Origin of the sequence: Granulicella mallensis (assembly GCF_014203225.1) — a bacterium.
Classification (GTDB): domain Bacteria; phylum Acidobacteriota; class Terriglobia; order Terriglobales; family Acidobacteriaceae; genus Granulicella; species Granulicella mallensis_A.
This window is the reverse complement of sequence record NZ_JACHIO010000010.1, coordinates 59,026-82,642: the sequence shown is the minus strand read 5'-3', so window position 1 is coordinate 82,642 and position 23,617 is coordinate 59,026. Positions and strand designations below refer to the sequence as shown.

Sequence of the window (23,617 nt, the reverse complement as noted above, 5' to 3'; positions counted from 1 at the left end):
TGCATGAGCCTTTAGAAAATGGTCAGGACTGGAGAACTGTATTAGTTCGCCTTCTGATCCAGCGCCAGGTATTGGTGCACAAACGCAATCGCCATACTTCCCTCGCCCACGCCGCTCGACACGCGCTTGATGGAATCGTGACGCACATCCCCGGCGCAGAAGAACCCCGACAGATTGGTCTCCAGCATAAACGGAGGACGCGAGCCGTTCCAGTTCGGCAGGTCCATGACATCGCGTCCCGTGCAGATGTACCCCTTCTCATCACGCTGCAGATTTTTCGGCAGCCAGCCGGTGTTGGCATCCGCACCAATCAGGACAAAGAGAGCATCTGCTTTCCGCATCTGTGGCGCTGAGCCATTCGTGCTGGTGCAGAGGGTCTCGAGATGATCCTCACCCCCCACCGATACGACCTGCGTAAACGGTTCGATGGAGATGTTCTTCTTGCTCGCGAGCTGGTCGATCAGATATTGCGACATGCTGAGGTGAAGCCCTGCCCCGCGCACCAGCATCTTCACCGAGTTCGCATAGTTGGAGAAGAACATCGCCGCCTGCCCCGCAGAGTTGCCGCCGCCAACGATGAAGACATCCTTGCCGATCACTGTCGGCGACTCCGTACGAGCAGCGCCATACAGCACGCCGCGTCCCAGCATTTCGTCGACGCCCTCGGCGTCCAACCGGCGCCAGTCGACGCCCGTGGCCAGAATCACGGTCTTTGTCATCACACGGTCGCCGCTATCCATCTCCACGCAATAGCCGCCCGACATCGGCTCGATGTTCTGTACCTCACGAGTCAGCACCATCTCCGCGCCAAAGCGTCCTGCCTGCCGCAGAGCCCGCTCGCTCAACTCATCACCCGAGATGCCGTTCGGAAAGCCGAGATAGTTCTCAATGCGCGAAGAGGTCCCCGCCTGCCCGCCGGCGGCATTGCGCTCAATCAGCAGCACGCACAGGCCCTCCGAAGCGCCATACACCGCCGCAGCCAGACCGGCGGGCCCGCCCCCGATGACGACGACATCGTAGTTTTCCCTGGTCGGTGTAGTGCGAATCCCCAACGCCTCCGCGACTTTGCGTACCGTCGGAGGCTGTCCGACGCAGAACGCTCTATCGACAATGACTGCTGGACCGCTCGAATCCTTCGGCAGGCATATGGGCACCCGGTCCGGCTCGCGTTCACGGTCTACCCATTCATAGGGGATGCGGTTCATCGAGAGGAACGAACGAATGTCGCGGCAGTCCGTATCGTACTGCGAGCCCACGATAAACACGCGCGAGGAAGGTATCTCCTTCATCCACTCTTGCACACTGGCCAGGCGCGCATTCATGGTCTGGAGAATGATGGCGCTGCATGCGGCCGAATCGCGAATCAACTCCTGCAACTGTTGGCGGTCGAACCGCGCAATGCGACACCAGGACTTTGCCTGGACGGATACAAAGGCGGGAGCGCCCATCAGAATTGGAACCTCTCCGAAGAAGGCTCCAACCTGATATCGATGGAATTCACGCGGCTGTCCCAGAACGTCCTTGATCAGAGCGAGATCACCCTCGAGAAGAACATAGAAATAAGGGATATCTCCTTCACGAATGAGCCATTCTCCAGACTTCAGGTGCACATCTGCAGCTTTGTTGGCGAACCTCTGCCGCTCCGGTTCTTCCAAACACGCAAAGATTGGAATTTTATTCAACTCATCGGACGTAATCATGCCTTTATTGTCCCACCATCCTGAGGCACGCGTCGCGTTAAGAGTACAACAACACGAAAACGAACGCCTCAGCGCCGTTTATCTATTGTCATCATTTACCTATTGTTTAGAGAGAAACAAAGAAAGGTGAAATGGCGGAGAGTGAGGGATTCGAACCCCCGATCGCCTTGCGACGATGTCTGATTTCGAGTCAGGTGCATTCAACCGGGCTCTGCCAACTCTCCGCGATAAAACTCACAAGTCCGTCCTTCAACCAGATACTTTCTTCGCAATTTCGTGCGGAAAATTCGGTTTCAGTGCTGCTGCCAGTCCCGTTGGGCGGTTCTGGAATTAGCCTGACCATAGCGGTTGCACAAAAATCCCATGCAGGCTATGAACAGCGACTCGTACCCGGGTAACCCATCCAAATTTCAGATGTCCACCCCGGTAGTAACAGTCTACCGGCGAAGGCGTATCCATTGCAATGCCTGACAGCCTGGCATCATGCAAGATCGAGACAATCATCGCCTTAAATCGATTCTCCCATTCCTGTTTGAAAAAGAAGAACCTCCTCGTTACAAAAAAGGGCGGAATGAGAGACGAAACCGCTCTCATTCCGCCTTCAAAGAACAACACCCGTTATTTCACAGCCACCCGCACGATCACGGTATGAGTGATCCCCGAGGTAGTCGCCGTCACCGTTGCCGTGTAGTTCCCAGCTGCGGTTGGGGAAGCAGCAGGAAGAGTTGTTGGGACAGGAGTGGGACTGCTTCCAGAGCACCCACTTAGTCCAAGCACGGCAACATTAGCCAGCAGGAGCAGAGCGAACACACCCACAAACCGCCGTCCCCGCCGCCGCATCGGCAGGATGAGCCCCAGCAGCGCCAGGGTCGCGCCTCCGCCAAGCCATTCGCCGTGCAGGTTGAGTTTCGCAGAGGCCGGAGGCACAGCGGTAAAGGTCAGTGTCGTCGTCGCTACCAGCGTCGGATCGGAAGGCAGCGTCAACGTGGAACTGGAGAAGGCGCACGTCAGGTTGGGCGACGAAGTAGCGCACTGCAGTGCAACCAAACCCGTCAGACGCTGCCCATAAGGCGCGCCGACTGCCACAGTGGTGCTCCCTGTGCTGCCACTCTTGAGGCTGACCAGCGAGCTGCCGGGAACCAGGGAGAAATCGCCAACATTCGCGTTCACCGTAACCGGCGCACTTACGCTGGGGGAGTTGTAGTGATCGCCCGTGTACGACGCCGTAAACTGCACCGGCCCATTTCCAAGGATCGCAGAGGGCGGTGTAGGAATGACAGCCGTCCCGGTAGCATCCAGCGGCACAACAATCTGCTGGAAAAACACATCCTGAAAGAGGTCGATACTACCCGTCGGAATCTGTGGCCCTGTCGTTGTTACCTTGACGGTTATGTTCAGCGTTCCATCGGCATTGAGCGAAGTGGCGCTGGGCGTTACGGTCGTTGTCGTTGTTGCCAGCGTGTTGGTATACACCGTAATCGTACTGGGATCGAAAGCACTGCTCACCGTCTGCAGGTTCGCATCGCCGCTATAAGAAGCGTCCAGGTTATAGCTTCCTGCGGCTCCTACGTTGAACGTAGCCGTTCCTGTACCTGTATTGACCAGGCCGCCAAAGTTGAACTGCGTCAAGGTAACTGTCTGAGATTTGCTTCCGAACGTTACAGTTACTGCTCCGCCTACAGGCAACTGACCGTTCGCACTCGAGACCTCAACTGGAACCGACAGCGTTCCATTGACCGGTACAGCCGCCGGTACGGAATTGCCGATATAAATCTGCGGTACCCCCTTCACCACGGTGATGGTGTACGCCGCCGATTGTGAAGCATTGAAGCTGCCATCTCCACCATAGGAGAAGACCAGGCTATGTGTTCCAGCCCCCAGTGAACCTGTCTGGAGTTCCGCTAACCCATATGAGTTCAGGTTCAGCGTCGTGAGCGGCGTGCCGTTATCGATGACCGTAATCACTCCCGTAGCAATTCCATCCGGAGCAGCCGCACTCGACGAAGCTCCATACACCTTCGCATCAATATCGAAGAAGCTTCCATACTGCGCGGTGATGCCGTTCGTGAACGGAACTCCCTGCAGTGTGTTCCCCATCGAATCCAGACCGAAGTAGGTACCCGAAACGGCCACGGCTGAACTCTCAGGCGTCACCGTCAGGCTGACGGGCATGGACGTACTGGCAGCAAAGGTGCCATCGCCGCCGTATTGCGCCACCAGGCTATAGTTCCCCGCAGGAAGAGAGGTAAGCAGCGCCCGCCCTGTTCCGGAGGCCAGGGCGATCGTGCCAATCCCTGCACCGGCCGGAGTGGTCGTGTTCACCAGGGCCACCGAACCGGTGGGTGTTCCGCCGGAGGAGACAACCGTCGACGTCACCGTAACCGGTGTGCCATGCGCAAAGGTTGTCGACGAAAGCGTCAGGTTCGTGGCCGTGGATTTGAAGGTGACCTTGTTCCAGTTCGTCAGCAGAACATTGGCATCGATCGATCCCAGGCCAGTGGCAAGATCGTATCCGACGCCTGCGGGATATACCTGCAGAGAATAGAAACCATCGCCATTCGTATCCAGCGTGCAATTGGCGGAACCCGTCACACAGGGAACGTTGTTGCTTCCCACCGTCACATCGTGGAAGGCCGAAGGCACCTGGGCCGCCAGGGCATACAGCACATAGTTCGGATTTCCCTGCCGGCCCTTTTGTGCCTGATCGATCAGCGTCATGATACCGGCCATGGCTGGAGCAGAAGCCGAGGTTCCACCAATACCGGTAATCGTGACAGCGCCCGTAGTCGGATCAAGATTCGCTGTGGAGCAATCTGTCGGCGCAACACAGATAGGCCAGTAAGAGAAGTTATATCCATTCGCAGCAAACAAGCTCACGTCGGGGATATCGCGCGCGCCATCCTTCGGCACACCCGCACCCGTCTGCCATGAAGGCTTGGCATACCCACCGCTGCAGGAGATGTACTTGCCCGTCGGGGAGAGGATGCTGGCGGTAGACGGGTCTTCCGTACCCTCGGTACAGCTACTCATGCCGCCACTGCCGCTGGAGGTCGTCTGGTCGGTAGGACCACCGGCTACATTCAAGCCGAAGGCATTATTCCATGGCTGCTCCGGCACAGGCTGCAATAAGGAAACCATCGGGCCGGTACTTCCGGTGGTGTTCCAATATTGATCGATCTGGCTTTGGAAGTTGCCCGAGTTGTAACTGCTGTAGTAGAAATCCGTTCCGCCTACGGCAACGTTATAGGGGGTGGAGGCGATGCCATTTACAGCAATCCCACCCTGTGCCTGTGTCTGTCCATTGTCGCAACCTGCCGAACCGCTATCGCCGCTAGATACAAAGACAGACTCGCCCTGAGCCGCAGCCTGCGACCACAGGTTATTGAAGAGAAGATTGCCGGACAGCCCCAGCGTCGGCTCGCAGATGCCGTAGCTCATGCTGATCACATCCGCCGTATCGTCATCTACGGCATGGATCGCCGCAGTAAACAGACCCGAGGTCACCGAGGTGTCATACCCCGTATACAGCAGGATCTTTGCATCGGGAGCAACGGAGCCACTTACTTCGACATCCAGATCCGCCTCATCTCCCGCACCATCCCCGTTGGTTCCAGGATCGAATCCATCCACAATCGTCGAAGGCAAATTTGTAGGGGAGAAACCAAAGAGCTTGCGGTAGTTGCTCACCACGGTGTTGTCGACATTCGCCTGGCTCACAATGCCGATGGTCTCGCCGGTTCCGGTATAGCCCGCCTTGTAGATGGGGTTTACGTCGTACTGCAGAGCAAAGTCACCCGGTGCCACGGTGAGGTACACTCCGCCCGCATCAGCCGGATAGCTCCACTGCGGCACGGTTGCATGGGTCTTCGGGTTGAAACTGGCCTTACCGAGGATGCGTGTATGGCTCTGGGGCTGGATGTCGTTCAACGCAGCAATACCCGAGACAACAGGAGCCAGCGCGGAAGGAATCTGCGGGTCCTGGTTGTTGGAGTGGAAGGTGACACCGTTCCTTACATACGTATGTAGCTCCGTGTGAAACGAATTGCGCACTAGCCCCGCCGTACCCGAAAACTGAATCGCGGCTTTGCCCTTCGAGACCTGATTTACCGTAAAGCCCTGGCTCGCCAGCCAGTTCGACACCGCCTGAACATCCTGGTCCGCGGGAGCAAACTGCTGCGCGAAATCCGACGGCTTCAGCCACTTGTGATAGCTGGCCGACGCCGGATTATGTAGGTCATTCATGGTCTGCCGAAGCTGCATCTCCTGCGTCTCCGAGCGCTTCAGCACGATCAGCATGCTGTTGGCCGGCGTAGAATCCGGCAGCGCTCCACGATCGGAAGAAGCCTGCACCTGAAAGGGAGTATTTCCCTTCAGCGTTGTACGAACGTTGTTGTCCACCGCGGCGGTAACGCGCGAGGCGACCTTGACGCTCTGAGCTGACATCCTCTGAACCGACACCATGGAGGCGCCTAACAACATCAACGCCAGGGAACTCCTGCAGCAAGCTGAAGTAAAAGAACGAATGCGCGTCATGAACCATCCTTAGAGAAAGAGAAGTGGAAGAGGGTCAGTATCGACTGCCCTGCATTCGTGTCTTTACTGCACGGTCAACGTAATCAGGGTGGAAGCCGTCTGCGATCCCACAGTCGCTGTCACCACGACAGAGCTGGTTCCCTTCGGCGAATCCGCCGTGGCAGGACTGCCTCCAGAGCATCCACTCAGAGACGTCGTAGCCACCAGCAACAGGGCCGCTATTCCCAGCAGTACGATCCGCCGTCGCTTGCGCGTGAAAGCTCCGAGTGCAAGCATTCCGGGCAACAACCATGCGAGATTCAGAGCGATGGACCGTCCGCGCAACTCAGGCCGGGACAGGCTGGCTGTGGTGTAAGCGGCAATCTGTAGCGACGTCGTACCCGAGGAGCTCAGCGGGCCAAAGTTGCAGACAGCATTCACGGGCAATCCACTGCACGCAAACTTGATCGCCGCACCATTCGCGTTATAGACCGCGATGCTCGTCGTAGCCGACGCTCCCGACGTTGCACTCAGCACGCTGGGCGTCGCCTGGATCGCCAACGCCGGAGCTGTCGTCACCGCCAGGATGGCGGGCGGAAAGTTCAGCGCCATGTAGTTGGGGTCGCCTGTGTAGTTCGCCGTAATCTCATAGCTGCCCGTCGCGTTGAACGCCGGACTCGTCAGAGAAGCCGAGCCATTCACCACCGGCACCGGCGAGCCGAAGTTCGCACCATTGGCTACGAACTGAACATTGCCCGTCGCAACAGGAGATCCTGCCGGAGCCGAGAGGTTCAGCGTCACCGTGGTCGTCTGCCCGATCGAGATCGTCGACGGACTCAGGGTCACAGCACCTGTAGGAACGATGAGCGGCTCCGCAACGATGCTCAGGTTGCCCGTCACAGACTGTGCAACGGGAGCAGCAGAGTCCGATACGCTCACGGCAAACGTCGCGGGACCTGCCGCCGTCACCGTACCCGAGATCACACCAGCGGACGACAGTTGGAGACCTGCGGGAAGATTTCCGCTGGATTGTTTCCAGATATAAGGCGGTGTGCCGCCTGTAGCCGTCAGGGTCTGCGAATAGGTCGATCCCACCCGCACGGCGGGAAGGCTCATTGTCGTAATCACCAGCGGCTGAACAACCGTCATGCCCAGGCTTGCCGTGGCCGTCGCCGGAGTCGGATCGGAGTCCTTTACCTGGACCGTAAAGTTCGCCATGCCTGCCGCTGTCGGCTTGCCTGAGATCACACCCGAGCTTGCATTCAAGGTAAGTCCCGCTGGAAGCGAACCCACCGTCAGGCTCCAGGTGTAAGGTGGCACGCCTCCCGAGGCAACCAGTGCCGTCGAGTAAGCCACATCAACGCGCGCCTGCGGCAGGTTGCTGGTAGTGACAACCAGCGTCTGCGCTCCACCCACGGTAACCGTAGCGGTTCCGGACTCAACACCACCGCAAGTCAGACCATAGGTATAGGGGCCTGAGGCCGTCGGTGTAATCGTGGCCGAACCCGAGTAGATATGGGTTGTAGCGTTATAAGTGCCGGTCTGCAACCCTGTCCAGGCACCAGGACCAGAAGCCGTCGTCTGCACGCTCGCATAGCAGTAACGCATCGTGTTTGAAAACGCATTCAGAACCTGCCAGTTCAGAGTTACAGGATCGCCCAGGGGAATCATGCTGGCACTCGGAGTGATTTGCACGGGAGCAGGGAGCGCTGTCGCTGGGCTTAGCTTAAAGACTGTACCGGCTGCATTCGCACCACCGGCAGAAGTCGTTCCATAGAAGTTACCGTCGCTCGCTTGAAGCAGAGCAGCGGGGATATTCCCGTCTGTCGCCGTGCTGCCAAAGGAGTATAGGACCGTAAACGTCCCTGTGGTCGTAACCTCGAAGAGCGTTCCATTGCCGTTGGTGCCACCGCTGCCAGCAGCTCCGTACAAATTGCCATCGCTTCCCATAATCAGACCTACGGGACCCGCTCCATCCGTCGTGCCGTTGAAGGTATGTAACGTGGTAAGGACCCCGCCGGGTGTCATCCTGTAGATCGTGCCATTCATGTCAGGTGTCGTAACGGATGCATTCGAACCGGTCGCACCGTAGAAGTTGCCGTCACTTCCAGCAACTGGCGTGCCGGCAGGAGAGGCGCCGTCACCCGTTCCTGTAAAGCTATAGAGCGCGGAATACGTACCTGCGGGCGTCAGTTGATAGAAGACCCCAAAATTGCTGACTCCACCACTGTTAGTTGTGCCGTAGAAGTTGCCGTCCGTGAACTCGACTGGCGGGCTTGTAAGAAAACTGCCAGTCAAGCCGCTGCCCGAAAAGCTAACCAACGTGGTCAGCACCCCAGCAGGAGTGACCCGGAAGAGCGTGCCGCCTATCCCCCCTCCTGAGGTCGTGCCATAGTAGTTGCCATCGCTGCCCTCTACCAAACCCGCGAAAGGAAAACCTCCATTCGCATCGCCCGTAAACGTAAAAAGCGTATCCAGCGTAGTGCCCCCAAAGGGCAACTTGAAGACCGAACCATCGGTACCCGATATCAAGTTGCCATAGGTCGTTCCATAGAGTCCCCCATCACTGCCCTGAATCAAACTTGCAAAGGGTGTGGCGCTGTCACTGCCGCCCGAGAACGAATAGAGCTGAGTTAGCGTGCCGGAGGGTGTGATCTGGAAGAGCGAGCCATAATCTGTGAAAAGATTTCCGAGGGTTGTACCGTACAGATTCCCATCCCCAGCCTGGATCAATGCGGCATTCGGTGCTTGGCTATCCGTAGTCCCTGCAAACGAGTGCAGGATCGACACAGTCGCCGTCTGAGCCCTCAAGGCAGAAGGCGTAAGCAGCAATCCAAGTTGACACACAACAGCGACGGTTAGGCCACAGATACGTCTAAAGGACATCGCAAAGGCGCGGGCACTACGATTGGTTGTCGGCATTGCCCCCTAATAAACTTTCCTCCCCCCTGGATGTCAAAGAAATTGATTATTAAGAGCCCATTAACAAACAAACTATTCTTTTTCATAAACTTACTTAATCGGCTCGACGAGTTCTAACCCCGTTTCTGGAGCCTCTTCCACATCCAACCCGGTTTCATGTCCAGCCTTATCTGCCATTTGGGGTTGATATCATGATTCCGTGACCCCCGCTTCAACTCCATCTCCCCGGCCTTGTGACGGCTATCGTTTCGGCCCCTTTGAGGTCAGGATCGGTGCGGGAGTACTTTTCCACAACGGCATGAGGGTTCGCCTTCAGGAGATCCCCTTCCGGATGCTGCTCGTTCTACTCGAGCAGCCGGGCCAGATCGTCACCCGGGAAGAGCTGCGCAACCGGCTTTGGGACGAGAAGACCTTCGTCGAGTTCGACAATAATCTCCGCGTCGCCGCCGCCAAGCTTCGCGAAGCACTCCGCGACGACGCAGCCTCCCCCCAATTTATCGAGACGATCGCCCGCCGCGGATACCGGTTCATCGGCGATGCCTCTCCGATCTTCGACACCCCGGCCCTCTCCCCAGCGGAGCCGCTACCCCCTGTCGCACGAAACCTCCAGATCGTTCCATCTTCCCAGATAGCTTTGGAGGCAACCCCACCGCGCCGAGGACGACGCCGCCTCCTCCTCGCTCTCTGCGGAGTGGCTCTTCCGCTCGCGACAGCACTCTTTTACATCTGGCGTCAGCGTCAGCCGCTCATTCATAGCCATGACAGCGTCGCCATCGGCGGCTTCCTCAACCGCAGCGGCAATCACAACTATGACGATGTGCTATCGCTTCCCTTCCGCATCAAGATGGAGGAGTCGCCCTACCTCAGACTGGTATCTCGCGACAGCTTTGCGCATCTCCTGAAGAACGCCGATGCCAGCCTCGCGGAAGAGATGCAGGCCTGCCGGCAGAGCAACGCACATGCCTTGTTGACCGGCGAGCTCACCTCGCACGGCCAAGGCTACGAACTGGAGATCGACGCCTGGCGATGTTCCAACGGCCGCCGTCTTGGCACAGAGTCGGTAAAAACCGACTCCCAGGCCGGCATCCTCGATGCGCTGGGTCAGGCCAGCGAGAAGATGCGTCTCAGGCTCGGCGAGTCTGAAGAATCACTGCAAAAGTTCAGCGTTCCGCTGGTCCAGGCCACGACCAGTTCCGTCGCCGCTCTGAATGCCTTCCGGCTCGGCGAAGAAAAACATGCCACCGGTCTGTACACCGAGTCGCAGACCTTCTACAAACTCGCCATCGACTTCGATCCGCAGTTCGCACTCGCCTATCTCCAATTGGGCCGCAGCTATTCCAATGCCGGAGAGAGCTCACTCAGCCGCATCTACGCCCAGAAGGCATTCGACCTTCGCGAGCGCACCACGGACCGCGAGAAACTCTACATCTCCTCCGCCTACTACAGCTTCTACACAGGCGAAGTCCACCGGGCCATCGAGGTCTATCAACTATGGATGAGCCTCTACCCGCGCGACATCGTTCCGGTCAATAATCTCGCGGTCGAGTACAACATACTCGGACAACCCCAAAAGGCCGTCCCTTATGCACGGAAGGCGATTGAGCTCGACCCGTCCATCCTTTTGCCCTATTCGGTCCTTGCCGAGGCCGACCTGCGATCGGGCAACTACACGGAACTCAACCGCCTCTGCAGTGACCCCGCCCATGCAAACGATAACGCCGTCGCCTTCCATGTCGTCTGCTACAAGAGTGCGTTCGTGCAGAACAACGAAGCCGTGATGCAGCACCAGGCACAATTCGTGCAGGGCGCAGCACAACAAAGCGCCATGCTCAATGAAATCGCTGCCGTATCTTTCTACCGGGGACGGCAGGCAGAAGCAGACCGCGGTTTCAATACCGCCAGGCAAAACGCCATTGCCAACAATCTGCCCGAATTCGCCGCGGAGATCATCGTTGAACAGGCAGGCCTTGACGCAGATGCCGGACACCCCACCCAGGCAGCACAGCTCGCGGAAGAAGCCTTGCACTACGCACCGCACAATATCGAGGTAGAAGCCGGCGCGGCGCTAGCCCTGGCCAGAATCGGACAGATCCCTCGCGCGGAGGCAATCTCCAGGAAAGTCACCGCCGAATCTCCGCTCGACACACAGCTTCAATTTGTGGAACTGCCCTCCGTAAATGCCGCGATCGCCATGCAGCACAACCAGCCCGACGAAGCCATTAAAGCCCTGGAACCAGCTCGTCCCTATGACCAGGTCGTCGTCATGGGCCTCTCCCCTGCCTACTACCGAGGCCTCGCCTATCTCCAGGGCCGCCACTGGCAACAGGCGTCCGCCGAATTCCGCAGCGTGCTCGACCACCGCGCCGCCTCTCCCAACTCGCCCTACATCCTTCTGTCGCAGCTTGAGCTGGGTCATACGCTACAACTCAGCGGCAACTCTCAGGAGGCCGCCGCGCAGTTTCAGCAACTCGAAGAGGTCTGGAAAAATGCCGACGCCGACTTCCCTCCGATGAAGCTGTTGCACCTCTACGAGCACCTGTGAAAAATAACCCATAATTTGGCCACCGTGGCCAGCTTATGTCGGGGTGGACGACGTTCGAAAGGCGACTCGGCGATTTCGTGCCAATCGCAATGAAGGCTGGATTTCTCGGACGGTCCGACGATTCAGCAGTGTTACCCCCTCAAGGTTGCAGCCGACATTCGAGGGCGGCAGGTTAGATAAATAGCGAGTCCTACGAGCAGGACTATCGGCAATACAAAAACACTTCCCTCTGGGCCAGCCGAGCCTCCGCTGGTAATCGAAGCACCCTCAGCTCGAATGGACAAAAGATGTCCCTGAGCGAGCAAACCACTGTTTGGAGTTCCGTAGAAAAACGTCTCTCCCCAGTTCCATGCGGTGTGAAAGCCGACAGCCCACCACAGGGAACGCGTGTACCAAATACTCAGGCTGAGAGCGAGGGAGATCGCAGCGGCGGAAAACAATCCAATATGCGATTCCCCAGGATTCGAACCGTGGGCAGAGCCGAAGATGATCGCTAGAACGGCGGCGGCACCCCAAAATGTTATGCCGCGTGCGAGTGTCCATTGTAGATAGCCGCGAAAGATCGTCTCTTCGAAAGCTCCAACGAAAAACATACTGATAAACCACTCAACGCCGTAGAGAAATGCAGTGCCAAGACGGATCGGGTGATTTTCAAAGACCAAATTGTGTGTTTCAAACAGTACAAAAACAAGGAGACTGATAAAGAAAAAGCCCCAACCTGCGCCGGAAAAGAATCGCCCGAGTTCGTTGCTTCGCCCGAAACCATAGTCTGCCAATTGCCTTTTTTCGAGTCGTGCCATGATCGAGGTCGCAATCACAACGATCACAAGTAGTACCGCATCGACGATTCCCTTATTAAAGGGTGTCATCGTGACAGAGCCGCCGCTTTCGAAGGCGGGGAGTGGGAGAATGCGGACTAAGCCGTAAGTTATCGCTCCGAGAAGGATCAATAGGGCCACAAAGCTAAGTGCACCCCATCCTGCCCGAAGCCCACGAGGGCCGACTAATATACGGCGTAAATTGCTTTGCGGATAGGAAACCTTGAGCGGTGGTGAAGCTTCGGGGGAACCAAACTCCATCGAGTCATATCTCCTTATTCTTCAATAAGCTCATAGCGTAGCACCCTCACACAAAGAATATTCTCTATCGTGAAAGCATCTGGACATCCGCCTAAATCTGATCCCCCTCGAAACGCTGAACTAAGCTATGGTCCGTTAGAAACGTTTCGGCCAACTTATGATCTCAGAGGCTGCGAACGGTGCTGTAAGGGGGCACTCATAACAAAGGAGTTTTGTTGGCCACCTTTTGGTCTCAATTGGCAATGATTCGAGTTCTTTTCAACCTGCACCCAGCCCGCTGAGAAGGAATTTAAAAAAGTAAGGCCGTGACGATCTTCCGTCACGGCTTTTACTTGGGTTGCAGGCAAAATTATCCGCGGCGTGTCTTTACAGCTTCAACCGCCTGGGCTGGGCCATCGACGGGTGCAGCGGGGATCTCAACATCATCCGCGGGCTTGATTCCGAGCTTCTTGCGCAGTTCGCTATCGATGCGGCCGAAGACCTCTTTGTTTTCCTTCAGGAATCCGCGTACATTCTCGCGGCCCTGTCCGATACGCTCACCCTGGTAGCTGTACCACGCACCCGCCTTGTCGACGATATTGTGCAGCACCGCAAGATCCAGCGAGTCGCCTTCACGAGAGATACCTTCTCCGAAGAGAATGTCGAACTCAGCATCGCGGAAGGGTGCCGCGACCTTGTTCTTTACAATCTTGACCTTCGTGCGGTTGCCGACGACAACATCGCCTTCCTTCACCGCGCCGACACGGCGGATATCGATACGCACTGAGGAGTAGAACTTCAGTGCACGTCCGCCGGTCGTCGTCTCCGGGTTGCCGAACATGACGCCGATCTTCTCGCGGACCTGGTTGATGAAGATCAGGCTGGTGCGCGACTTCGACACTGTTCCAGTCAGTTTGCGCAATGCCTGCGACATCAGCCTGGCCTGCAGGCCCATGTGCGAATCGCCCATCTCGCCATCAAGCTCAGCCTTCGGCACCAGCGCAGCCACCGAATCCACGACCAGTACGTCGATGGCGCCCGAGCGAACCAGCGCTTCGACGATCTCCAGTGCCTGTTCGCCGTAGTCCGGCTGGCTCACGAGCAGATTGTCGGTGTCGACACCCAACTTCTTTGCATAAGCTGGATCGAGAGCGTGCTCCGCATCCACAAACGCCGCCAGGCCGCCGTTCTTCTGCGCCTCAGCGATGATCTGCAGTGTAATGGTCGTCTTTCCCGAACTTTCCGGCCCAAAGATCTCGATCACGCGCCCACGAGGCACGCCACCTACACCCAACGCCGCGTCAAAGGAAATCGACCCCGTGGAGATTACCGAAATTGGCCCAATCGCCTCTTTCGCGCCGAGCCGCATCACCGACCCCTTGCCAAATTGCTTTTCAAGCTGAGAAAGTGCGGTTTCTATGGCTTTGCTGCGGTCATCTGCCACGATGTTTATCTCCTTAAGATAGGTTCAAGCTGGGGTCACGCCGAGGTGAAATGTCAAAGCCGAGTCTAGCACTAACCCCCAGGCCATAGCAAAAGAAAAGCGAAAGTCGCCAACATCCTGCGATACCCTGATCTCATGTCTCGATTCCGCTATCTCGACGCCCTGACGACCGCCTTCGTCGTGATCCTTCTGGTATCGAACCTGCTCGCGCAGAAGGTCATCCGCATCGGGCCGTTCTGGCATATTCCGGCCTTCTCCACCAGCGGCGCGATGGTACTCTTCCCCATCACCTATATCTTCGGCGACATCTTCACCGAGATCTACGGCTACGCAGCCTCACGGCGCGCCATCTGGCTGGGATTCTTCGGGACCGCGCTACTCTACGCCGTCTCAGCCCTGGTCATCGCGCTGCCCTCCGATCCGGAGTTCCATAACCAGGCGGCCTTCGTTACGGTCTTCGGCTTTCTGCCGCGCATCCTCATCGCCAGCCTGATCGCCTTCTGGGCCGGTGAGTTCGCCAACTCCTTCACCATGGCCAAGCTCAAGCTCCTGACGAAAGGCCGCATGCTATGGACTCGCACCGTGGGCTCAACGGTCGTAGGCCAGGCCGTCGATACCACGCTGGTCATCGTCATCACCTTCGGAGGGGTATTCTCCGCCCATAAGCTCGTCGAGATTATCGTCGTGGGCTACCTGCTGAAGGTCGGCTATGAGGTGCTGGCGACGCCGCTGACCTATCTCGTGATCGGCTGGCTAAAGCGTGCCGAAGGCATCGATACCTTCGATGCGCATACAAACTTCAATCCGTTCCGCTTTACCGGGCAGCAGGAAAAGCTTTGACGCAAAGTTCGCAAAGGGAGCCAAGTTTCGCCACGATAGCCGTGGCGAAACTTGGCTCTTCTCTTAGCGCCCTTTGCGTCAAGGCTTTCACAGGCCATTTACCCGACGATAGATTCCATCCTTAAACCGCTCCACGTTGAAGTTCAGCAGCAACCCAAGACGACGGTCTGAAAGCTTGAGATACGAGATCAACTGAGAGAGATGCACAGGTGCAATTGCCTCCAACGACTTCATCTCAATCACGAGTTCGTTCGCCACCAGAATGTCGCTCCGGTATCCCACATCCGTTAATTTCACGCCTTCGTATACGACAGGCACGGGTACCTCAGTCTTGACATCCAGTCCCGCACGGCGCAGTTCATAGATAAGACACGCGGTATAGGCGTTCTCTAAAAGCCCCGGCCCTAATGTTGTGTGAACGCGAAAGGCTGCATCAAGCACTCGCCTTGCCAGCGTGTTTAGCTCTTCAGGCGACATGCGTAATTTACCTCTTCAATAAGTCCATCGGCACATTCACATCCTCAATCCGGAACAGCCCCGCCAGCGCCGGATGCCGCGTAGCAATCGCCTGATACATCTCCCACGCCACACGCCGATAGCTGAAGTGTCCCGCAATCCCCGAACGCAGCTCGGCAATATAAAGCGCCTCGGCAAAGTCCATCTTGAACAGGCTGCGGCAACGCATTCCCAACGGCAGCAGATACTGCGCGCTCTGCTTTGCCTCGGCTTCGCCACTGTCGCAGACTGTGCGGTAGGCAGCCAGCGCTGCATTCATCGCGTCGCGGTATTGCTCTCCGAGGCCCGCCTCGGCGAGCGTCGGCTGGCCTGGGCAGACCGGCTCGTCATAGCCATGAACGTCCGAGAACTCCTGTAGCAACTGCACGCAGCGGCGATGGCGGTGCATATCCCGGAAGCCACCAATATCCATGAGGATGTCGAAGCGGAAGCCATGACCGGCATTGAAGGCGCGCACCAGCTCATCATGGCGTCCGCGATGCACCGCTCCCAGCTTCAGCAGCTCATTGCGCCGCGTCTCGGTCAGAGACGCCACTGCCCCACGAAGCTGGCGGTACGAGTAATGGCAGTGCGGATAGACGAGCGAGGTCGCAATCTCCACCTCAAGGTCCTCATCATCATCCAACAGGTCGACGATAGGAGCCGGATAGATCGGCGCATCCTTCATCAGCTCACGCGCGGCCTGGGCCAGTTCTGCACGGCTCTTGCACTGGTAGTCGTTCTTCTCGGCATACTTCACCAGCGTGGGAGCGGTGCGCACAGGAGGCATCAGTTCGTTGAGGATCTCCGTCGTCGCATCCGCCGCGACGCTTCCCTCGCCTGCAAGCTGCTCCAGCTTGTCGCGCTGCACGTTCCATGCGGGTTCGCTGGCCGCGTTACGCAGCTTCGTGCCAAGATCGCGAATCTCCGCAAACGGGCTGGAGAGCAACCGCGAGACCTGCGTCTCCAGCGTGCGCGCGTTCACAATCTGTCCGAGCGAAGTATTCGTCGCAAGCGGCAGCAGATAGCGCGCCGCATCGAAGGCACGGGCCTTCAACGTGCGCTCGTAGCTGTCAGCCTTCATCGACTCCGGCTGCGGAATCGCACGCTTGAGCGCACTCAACATTCCCGCGCTCAGCGAGTCGTACGCCTTGAAGAGATCCTCAATCGCATGCGTGTATAGCTTGCGCTGCTTCGTCGCGAGCTCCGGCGTAAACCATCCGCTGCGGCGGAAGTCCTGGTAGCGCGTGGAGCGCTCCTGCCCATCCCAGCGCGTCTCATCGACCAGACAGATCGCCGCCAGAAGCGATAGCTTCTCCACGGCAAACGGAATGTGCGCCAGGTCGGCGATGGAGCGATGGCCGTACTGGAAGTAGAACGTATTCAGGAACTGCTCAGCCCGCTGCGAGCTGATCTCAGCCAGCGATTCACGCAGGGTCAGGGCCGAACGCGAGTACTTAGCCATCGCATAGGCAAGAACCTCCGGCTCCGCGCCATGAATAGCGTAGACTTCGGTGGTATTTTCGGGATGTTGGGCGGCGGGGTGCGGTGTGGGGCGTTCGGACATGACTCGCACAAGAATATCGTGCCTGAGATACTTTAATAGTGGAGAATTCCAACTGATTTATAGGCAACAGAAACGAGGAACATTGTGAGTGAAATAGCAGGAAGAATCGCGCTGGTAACCGGTGCGTCGCAGGGTATCGGTCGGGCATGTGCCCTTGAACTCGCCAAAGCCGGAGCAACCCTCGCCTTGGCGGCGCGAAACGCGGAAAAGCTCGAATCCGTCGCCGCCGAGATCGTAGCCGCCGGTGGCCAGGCCAAAACCTTTGCCCTCGACGTCGCGAATGAAGAGTCGATCAAAGCCTGCGCCAAGGCCGTCATCGCCGAATTCGGCAAGATCGAGATCCTCGTCAACAACGCCGGCATCACCAAGGACGGCCTGATGCTGCGCATGAAGCGCCAGGACTGGGACGACGTCCTCAACACCAACCTCACCGGCGCGTACCTGCTATCGCAGGCCTGCTGCTCCTCCATGCTCAAGGCGCGCTGGGGCCGCATCATCAACATCACCTCCATCGTGGGCGAGGTAGGACAGGCCGGACAGATCAACTACGCTGCCTCCAAGGCCGGAATGATCGGCATGACCAAGGCGATGGCCCGTGAACTCGCCAGCCGCAGCATCACGGTCAACGCCGTCGCCCCGGGCTACATCGAGACGGCCATGACCGCCATCCTGCCCGACGAACACAAGGCAGCCATGATCGCGCAGGTCCCTCTCGGCCGCGTCGGCACGGAACAGGAAGCCGCAGCCGCAGTCGCCTTCCTGGCCTCCGAAGCCGCCAGCTACATCACCGGACACACGCTGGACGTCAACGGCGGCATGTACATGGGGTAAAGCAGAGTGTAGAGAATAGAGTGTAGAGCGTAGAGAGAACCGCTTTCGTCTACGCTCTATCCTCTACTCTCTACACTCTGCTTTCCCAGTGCCGTCAAATGCACGAATCTTGCGTGGTACAAAGCTGACGATTCTTGAACTTAGCTCTTGCTACCTTCGTAAGAGATCGTTACTTTACCGCTAATGGCACATATGCAAACAGCTCTGCCGTCGGAGATGGCGGTTTCACCCGGACCAGCACCGATCAATATCGGAATGACGATTCGTGACTTTCGTCTGCAGAAGGGCATGTCGCAGGGAGACATTGAAAAGCGCACAGGTCTGCTGCGTTGCTATCTCTCGCGTGTCGAAAACGGCCACACCGTACCCTCGCTGGAGACACTGCAGAAGATCGCCGCGGCGCTTGATCTGCCGTTAAGCCAGTTCTTCGCGGAGGATTCCGTTAAGGATGTTCCGGGCATAAGCCTCAAGGAGGACGAGATCCGCTTCCTCACTCAGGTACAGCGCTACTCTTCCAACCTTGGCGAAAGCGACCGGCGTCTACTGCTGGCGATGGTACGAAAGTTTGCCGCCACCGCGACGCTCTCCATCAGCTAATTCTCAGGCATTAATTTCAGACAAGGAAAAGCCCCCGGCCACCCGAGGGCTTTTTCCTTTGGCGCAAGTATAGGCCTCTATTGCCGGAGCATGCCTGTGGAGATGTCGGCACAATTGTGGATTTCTAAGCAAATTTAGCCAGGCCATAGCCGAACAGGCAAAGCAGGAAAGCGGCGACGGCAAACACCCATGCCTGCCGGGCGCGATAGCTCGACTTCCCCGAGGTCATACGGGGAAATAAAGGAAATCCAAGCGCCAGACCACAGAGGAAACCGCCGAGATGGGCTGAATTGTCGATGTGCGGCAGCGAACCAGGATCAAGATGCAGCCTTGCAAGCTGACCGTCTGAGAACGACGGCAGCACCTGCGGCACAATCCCAATCACCAGATTGAGCACCGCAAACCAGATTACCGAGCGCCGGAGGCTGCGCAGCTCTTTCCACGGTGCGGCAAGCTTGCGGTTGGACAGCAGAACAATCAGGATTCCTGCAAGACCGAAGATCGCCCCTGAGGCCCCTGCCACCAGGGAGTCCTGCTGCTGGGCGACACTCAAAGTGAGCGAAAGCATCATGCCCGCCGTGCCCGTCAGGAGATACACCGCAATCAAGCCGGGCCGGCCCAGAAGGGGCTCGCCAAAGAGACCCAGGTTCCACAGGCACCACATATTCAAAACAAGGTGCAGGATCGTCACATGGACGAAGGTGGAGGTAATCAGCCGCCACCACTGACCGTTCATGACATAAGCGGCATCGCTGCCGCCGAAGCGGAGCAGCGTATTCACGTCAAAGGAGGCGGTAAGAATCTGCCAGCCCGCATGCTGCCGGATCAACGGAAGCGCAGGGCTATACCGGAACATCATCGCGAAGACCAGAAGATTGATGCCGATCAGCAGATATGTCGCCGGATAGTCGAGCAGAGAGGAGTGCCTGTCGTCGTTGCGCCTCCGCGTTGACTCCCGCGCAGCCCTCTCCGCTTCCACGGACAGAAGCTGCCCGGTGGAGGAAGGAGTAAGGGAAGATGAATTGGGGTCGCTCAAATTTGATGCCGAAATCGCGGGGCGGCTCAGGCTGCCTGCTTGCGCAGGCGATCGCGCTCTTCCGGGGAGATACGTTCGCGGAACATGGTCGACAGCATGCCCGGAATCGGCGTTGCGATGGCTACCAGTACCCAGAGCAGCAGGGAGACGAAGACGCCCGTGCAGGCAACAGCCTCCAGGCTGATCGCGATGCTGTCGGGAATCCGGGCCAGGGCCGCTCGGCCTTCACCGTGCAGATGCACATGGACGCTGCCGCTAATGTGGCTGTAGGCCTCGATCTTGTGCATGACCAGCGCTGCCATCAGGAACGCCGCAAAGGAGAGAGTAGTCGCCGCCAGAAGCAGGATATCGACCGTCCGGTGCAGACGCTGGCGTCTCCGGCAGTAGGTGCAGCCGCGAAGATGGGCCTCGTAGTCGCCACGAAGGTCCTTGGGAATGCCTGAGATGTCATAGCGCCAGCCCGAGAGAATGGCTCCGATCACCTGATCGTTACAGGTCTCGTGGCGATGGGAGCGAGGATAGGGTGCGATCGGCATTCGTGCAGTACTTTCTAGTTTAGATGAATTCAGGGAGCAGCAGGAACCACCTTTTTCTTCCGCATGTGGGAATCCCGGGTGATACCGCGCTCATTCTAAAGACAAATAGGTTCGAGAGGCGTGTCCTGGGCAGCCAGTAGCACGCGATTACCCAGCAGCGTCATGCGGCTGCCGATGGCCTGTTCGGCGGCCAGACGGGCAAGCTCCGGGAGGTTGTTATGGGCCGAGAGATGGCCAAGCACGATGGTGTGCGCACCGCCATCGTAGTCGCGCATCAGGAACTCCGCGGCAGCATCGTTGGAGAGATGTCCAACCCGCGAAAGCACACGCTGCTTTACCGACCACGGATAGGGGCCATCCTTGAGCATCTCCAGGTCGTGGTTCGACTCCAGCAGCAGCACATCGACATTCCGCAGCGCCTGCTTCACGTTGGGCGGAATATATCCAAGGTCAGTCGCAATCGCCATGCGGATGGACTCGTGCCGCGCATGAAAAACAAAGCCGCAAGGGTCAACGGCATCGTGAGGAATCGTAAAGGGATTGACATCGATATCACCGATGCAGAAGTTCTGCCCTGCGCGAAAATATTCAACCGCCGGAAGAAACGCGGCATCGGCCTTCGCCGCAGGACGAGCTTCGTCTGCTACCGGTGATTCCTCCTCGGTTGGCTTCTCCTCCACTAGGACGTTGGCTTCCACCTGCGCAGCCACTGAAGCAGCACGAGACTCTTTCTCCCGCTGCATCATCTCCATCCACTTGGTGTAGGACATCGTCGTTCGCGGCGTAAGCATCCGTACCCAGGCGCGATGCGTCTGCTCGGTAAAAAAAACAGGAATGCGAAGCCGCCGCGCCAGCACAGCCAGACCCGAGATATGGTCTACATGCTCATGCGTGATCAGGATCGCGTTCAGCTCGGCGGGATCTTCGCATGCCAGGGCCATACGGCGCAGGATCTCACGGCACGAAAGGCCCGCGTCCACCAGAATGCGCGTCGAACCTGAGGCAACTACCGTAGAGTTGCCCTTCGATCCCGAAGCTAAAACTGTCATCCGCACAACTTACAGAATACGCCCGCTTTCTGTGCAAGATGAACCAAACTAGCTACGCCGGATGACGCAACGGTGCCAGGAAGTTCACCACCGAACGCATAATGATCTCGTCGCGCTGATTGAAGACCAGGGTCCGTGAGCGCACAACGCCAAACGCAGGCCGTGAGGCCGAGTGCCGCACATTCAGAATCTCCGCTTCGGTACGCAGCGAATCTCCAGGGCGCACAGGCTGCGTCCAGCGAATCTCCTCGACGCCCGCGCCGATCATGCCACCCGCAATGTGGATGGACTCCACGCGCAGCCGCATCACGATGGCCGCCGTCAACCAGCCCGACGCTGCCAGCCCCTTGAAGAACGAGCTTTCGCCCGCCGCCTCGTCCAGGTGAAACGGCTGCGGATCGTAGCGCTCGGCAAACTCCTTGATCTCTTCCGCGGTGACCTTGTAGCTGCGGCTGGAGTTGAACTTCAGCCCCGGATGTAAATCTTCAAAGTACAATTCGTTCGACAAAGCACTTCTCCTGCAACAGTCTGCCTATGAGATGTAGTTAAGTGTAGTTCAGGTTCGGCCGATCAGAGCTTCACGGGATAGGTATAGAAGCCCTGCCCGGATTTCCGCCCCAGCCAACCGGCATCGACCATGCGCACCAGCAGCGGACACGGACGATACTTCGGATCGCCCAGCCCGTCCTCCAGCACACGCATGATGTCCAGGCAGACATCGAGCCCAATGAAGTCGGCCAGCGTCAGTGGCCCCATCGGATGCGCCATCCCAAGCCGGAAGATCTCGTCGACCGCATCGGCCGTCGCGACCCCTTCCATTACGGCAAAGATCGCCTCATTGATGAGCGGCATCAGCACCCGGTTGGAGACAAACCCGGCCGCATCGTTGACCGCAACCGGTGACTTCCCTGCCTCCAGCGCCAGCAGCCGCACCGTCTCGTACGTCGCGTCCGAGGTCTGCAGGCCACGAACGACTTCCACCAGCGACATGATCGGCACAGGATTGAAGAAGTGCATGCCAATCACCCGATCAGGCCGCGTCGTGCCTCCCGCCAGCTTGGTAATCGAGATGGAGGACGTATTGGTCGCGAGAATACCTTCAGGCGCAAGCAGCGCGTCAAGTTCACGAAAGATCTGCTGCTTGACCGCAAGGCGTTCGGTGGCCGCTTCCACAACAAGCGTGCAGTTGCCCAGATCGCGCAGCTTCAAAGTCGGTCTCAGGCGCGTATGGATCGCGGGCACCTCAGCCGGATCGATCTTGCCCTTGGCCGCTTCACGATCGAGGTTCGTGCGAATCGTCGCCATTCCGCGATCGAGCGCCAACTGATTCACCTCGTAGAGCACCACATCGAAACCCGCCCGCGCAAAGACATGCGCAATGCCGTTCCCCATCGTTCCAGCTCCGATGACCCCAAGACGATGCTGTGTCACATTCATGCGCTCGCTCCCTGCAAAGATGAGAGTGTAGCAAGAACCGCGAAAATGTGCCTTCAACATCCTGCGAACCATTCACGAATCTCGCAACTCGAAACTCATGGCTCGTAACTGGAAGCGCAGACATCTCCGCCAAAGTACCGCGGCCGATAATAGACTGCTTGCAGAGGCTCCCCTTTGAACCGCATCCTCCATCGTGAAAACCTCACCGCGCTGCGTTCCCTGCCGGATGCCAGCGTGCAGTTGATCTACATAGACCCGCCCTTCAACACCGGCACGACCCAGCGGCGCGCCCGCATGAAGACCGTTCGCGACGATGCGGGCGATCGCATCGGCTTCGGCGGCAAACGCTACCGTACCGAGAAGCTGGCCATCGCCCCCAACTATACCGACCGCTTCGACGACTACCTCGGCTTCCTGCGCCCGCGCATGGTAGAAGCGCACCGTGTGTTGTCAGCCACCGGTTCTCTCTTCTTCCACGTAGACCCGCGCGAGGTGCACTACTGCAAGGTCATGCTCGACGAGGTCTTTACGACGCAGGGCGTCTCAGGCCGCGCCTGCTTTCAGAACGAGATCATCTGGGCCTACGACTACGGCGCACGCTCCACCAAACGCTGGCCCGCCAAGCACGACAACATCCTCTGGTACACCAAGGACCCGAAGCACTACACCTTCAACCTGGAAGCCAGCGACCGGATTCCCTACATGGCTCCCGGCCTCGTGGGCGCTGAAAAGGCACGTCGCGGCAAGACACCCACCGACGTCTGGTGGCACACCATCGTCTCGCCTACGGGCAAGGAAAAAACAGGCTACCCCACCCAGAAGCCTCTGGGCATTCTGGAACGCATCGTCCGCGTGCATTCGAACCCAGACGACACGGTGCTGGACTTCTTCGCAGGCAGCGGCACCACAGGCCTGGCCGCCGCACGCAACGGCCGCAGTTACATCCTGGTGGATAAAAGCAAGGAAGCCGTAACACTGATGAAGAAACGCCTCAAGCTACGTTTACGTTAAATGTGTTCGATCTGCCGTCCTGTGTCCTGTAAGGATAGCT

Annotated in this window: 17 protein-coding genes and 1 tRNA gene; 5 read left to right on the top strand and 13 right to left on the bottom strand. The window is 58.1% G+C overall.

Annotated features, from left to right (window positions below; genetic code table 11):
* Positions 1-41 precede the first annotated feature (41 nt).
* The 4 genes from HDF15_RS12795 to HDF15_RS12780 form a co-directional block, all read right to left on the bottom strand.
* Complete coding sequence (locus HDF15_RS12795) at positions 42-1,700, bottom strand: FAD-dependent oxidoreductase (protein ID WP_184256108.1); 1,659 nt, start codon at positions 1,698-1,700, stop codon at positions 42-44.
* 132 nt (positions 1,701-1,832) lie between these two features.
* A tRNA-Ser gene (locus HDF15_RS12790) sits at positions 1,833-1,924 on the bottom strand.
* 394 nt (positions 1,925-2,318) lie between these two features.
* Entirely contained in the window at positions 2,319-6,179 is a 3,861-nt protein-coding gene (locus tag HDF15_RS12785) for an Ig-like domain repeat protein (RefSeq protein WP_260331044.1), read from the bottom strand.
* A gap of 117 nt (positions 6,180-6,296) precedes the next feature.
* Positions 6,297-9,134 (bottom strand): S-layer family protein, encoded by a 2,838-nt coding sequence (locus tag HDF15_RS12780; protein ID WP_184256104.1) that lies wholly within the window; start codon positions 9,132-9,134, stop codon positions 6,297-6,299.
* Between the two features lie 298 nt (positions 9,135-9,432).
* Here HDF15_RS12780 and HDF15_RS12775 point away from each other — a divergent pair, with 298 nt between their 5' ends.
* Complete coding sequence (locus HDF15_RS12775; protein ID WP_260331051.1) at positions 9,433-11,676, top strand: winged helix family transcriptional regulator; 2,244 nt, start codon at positions 9,433-9,435, stop codon at positions 11,674-11,676.
* A 131-nt stretch (positions 11,677-11,807) separates the two neighbouring features.
* Here the strand turns inward: HDF15_RS12775 and HDF15_RS12770 are convergent, their stop codons facing one another.
* Both HDF15_RS12770 and recA read right to left on the bottom strand, forming a co-directional pair.
* Positions 11,808-12,755, bottom strand: coding sequence for a CPBP family intramembrane glutamic endopeptidase (locus tag HDF15_RS12770; protein ID WP_184256100.1), 948 nt, complete (start codon positions 12,753-12,755; stop codon positions 11,808-11,810).
* A 349-nt stretch (positions 12,756-13,104) separates the two neighbouring features.
* On the bottom strand, positions 13,105-14,178 hold the full coding sequence (gene recA, locus HDF15_RS12765) for a recombinase RecA (protein WP_014265278.1): 1,074 nt from the start codon (positions 14,176-14,178) through the stop codon (positions 13,105-13,107).
* 135 nt (positions 14,179-14,313) lie between these two features.
* Between recA and HDF15_RS12760 the strand changes: the two genes are divergently transcribed.
* Positions 14,314-15,018, top strand: coding sequence for a queuosine precursor transporter (locus HDF15_RS12760; RefSeq protein ID WP_184256096.1), 705 nt, complete (start codon positions 14,314-14,316; stop codon positions 15,016-15,018).
* An 87-nt stretch (positions 15,019-15,105) separates the two neighbouring features.
* Here HDF15_RS12760 and HDF15_RS12755 read toward each other — a convergent pair whose 3' ends face one another.
* Positions 15,106-15,495, bottom strand: a complete 390-nt coding sequence (locus HDF15_RS12755) for a GxxExxY protein (protein WP_184256094.1) — start codon at positions 15,493-15,495, stop codon at positions 15,106-15,108.
* Between the two features lie 7 nt (positions 15,496-15,502).
* A complete protein-coding gene (locus tag HDF15_RS12750; RefSeq protein ID WP_184256092.1) occupies positions 15,503-17,080 on the bottom strand; it encodes an FAD-dependent thymidylate synthase in 1,578 nt (525 codons plus the stop codon).
* Between the two features lie 84 nt (positions 17,081-17,164).
* Here HDF15_RS12750 and fabG point away from each other — a divergent pair, with 84 nt between their 5' ends.
* Together fabG and HDF15_RS12740 are read left to right on the top strand one after the other, a co-directional pair.
* Entirely contained in the window at positions 17,165-17,911 is a 747-nt protein-coding gene (gene fabG / locus HDF15_RS12745; protein ID WP_184256090.1) for a 3-oxoacyl-[acyl-carrier-protein] reductase, read from the top strand.
* Between the two features lie 183 nt (positions 17,912-18,094).
* On the top strand, positions 18,095-18,508 hold the full coding sequence (locus tag HDF15_RS12740) for a helix-turn-helix domain-containing protein (RefSeq protein ID WP_014265274.1): 414 nt from the start codon (positions 18,095-18,097) through the stop codon (positions 18,506-18,508).
* A gap of 124 nt (positions 18,509-18,632) precedes the next feature.
* Here the strand turns inward: HDF15_RS12740 and HDF15_RS12735 are convergent, their stop codons facing one another.
* From HDF15_RS12735 to HDF15_RS12715, 5 genes are all read right to left on the bottom strand, one after another.
* Positions 18,633-19,544 carry a rhomboid family intramembrane serine protease gene (locus HDF15_RS12735; protein ID WP_260331043.1) on the bottom strand — a complete coding sequence of 304 codons (912 nt, stop codon included), beginning with the start codon at positions 19,542-19,544 and terminating at the stop codon, positions 18,633-18,635.
* A 26-nt stretch (positions 19,545-19,570) separates the two neighbouring features.
* Entirely contained in the window at positions 19,571-20,080 is a 510-nt protein-coding gene (locus HDF15_RS12730) for a hypothetical protein (protein WP_184256088.1), read from the bottom strand.
* 95 nt (positions 20,081-20,175) lie between these two features.
* Positions 20,176-21,129: an MBL fold metallo-hydrolase gene (locus HDF15_RS12725; RefSeq protein ID WP_184256086.1), complete on the bottom strand. Its 954-nt coding sequence runs from the start codon at positions 21,127-21,129 to the stop codon at positions 20,176-20,178.
* Positions 21,130-21,181: 52 nt separating this feature from the next.
* Positions 21,182-21,637, bottom strand: coding sequence for a MaoC family dehydratase (locus tag HDF15_RS12720; protein ID WP_014265270.1), 456 nt, complete (start codon positions 21,635-21,637; stop codon positions 21,182-21,184).
* Positions 21,638-21,699: 62 nt separating this feature from the next.
* The gene (locus HDF15_RS12715) at positions 21,700-22,566 is read right to left on the bottom strand and encodes a 3-hydroxybutyryl-CoA dehydrogenase (protein WP_184256084.1); all 867 of its coding nucleotides are present in this window, start codon (positions 22,564-22,566) and stop codon (positions 21,700-21,702) included.
* A gap of 174 nt (positions 22,567-22,740) precedes the next feature.
* Here HDF15_RS12715 and HDF15_RS12710 point away from each other — a divergent pair, with 174 nt between their 5' ends.
* Positions 22,741-23,577 carry a site-specific DNA-methyltransferase gene (locus HDF15_RS12710; RefSeq protein WP_184256082.1) on the top strand — a complete coding sequence of 279 codons (837 nt, stop codon included), beginning with the start codon at positions 22,741-22,743 and terminating at the stop codon, positions 23,575-23,577.
* Positions 23,578-23,617: the final 40 nt, after the last annotated feature.

Bases quoted from the DNA above. Each gene is read 5' to 3' on its own strand.
- HDF15_RS12755 (WP_184256094.1), bottom strand. From the start codon at position 15,495: ATGTCGCCTGAAGAGCTAAACACGCTGGCAAGGCGAGTGCTTGATGCA.
- HDF15_RS12725 (WP_184256086.1), bottom strand. From the start codon at position 21,129: ATGACAGTTTTAGCTTCGGGATCGAAGGGCAACTCTACGGTAGTTGCC.
- HDF15_RS12770 (WP_184256100.1), bottom strand. From the start codon at position 12,755: ATGGAGTTTGGTTCCCCCGAAGCTTCACCACCGCTCAAGGTTTCCTAT.
- HDF15_RS12785 (WP_260331044.1), bottom strand. From the start codon at position 6,179: ATGTTGTTAGGCGCCTCCATGGTGTCGGTTCAGAGGATGTCAGCTCAG.
- HDF15_RS12740 (WP_014265274.1), top strand. From the start codon at position 18,095: ATGGCACATATGCAAACAGCTCTGCCGTCGGAGATGGCGGTTTCACCC.
- HDF15_RS12780 (WP_184256104.1), bottom strand. From the start codon at position 9,134: ATGCCGACAACCAATCGTAGTGCCCGCGCCTTTGCGATGTCCTTTAGA.
- HDF15_RS12775 (WP_260331051.1), top strand. From the start codon at position 9,433: ATGAGGGTTCGCCTTCAGGAGATCCCCTTCCGGATGCTGCTCGTTCTA.
- HDF15_RS12760 (WP_184256096.1), top strand. From the start codon at position 14,314: ATGTCTCGATTCCGCTATCTCGACGCCCTGACGACCGCCTTCGTCGTG.
- HDF15_RS12795 (WP_184256108.1), bottom strand. From the start codon at position 1,700: ATGATTACGTCCGATGAGTTGAATAAAATTCCAATCTTTGCGTGTTTG.
- HDF15_RS12730 (WP_184256088.1), bottom strand. From the start codon at position 20,080: ATGCCGATCGCACCCTATCCTCGCTCCCATCGCCACGAGACCTGTAAC.
- HDF15_RS12715 (WP_184256084.1), bottom strand. From the start codon at position 22,566: ATGAATGTGACACAGCATCGTCTTGGGGTCATCGGAGCTGGAACGATG.
- HDF15_RS12750 (WP_184256092.1), bottom strand. From the start codon at position 17,080: ATGTCCGAACGCCCCACACCGCACCCCGCCGCCCAACATCCCGAAAAT.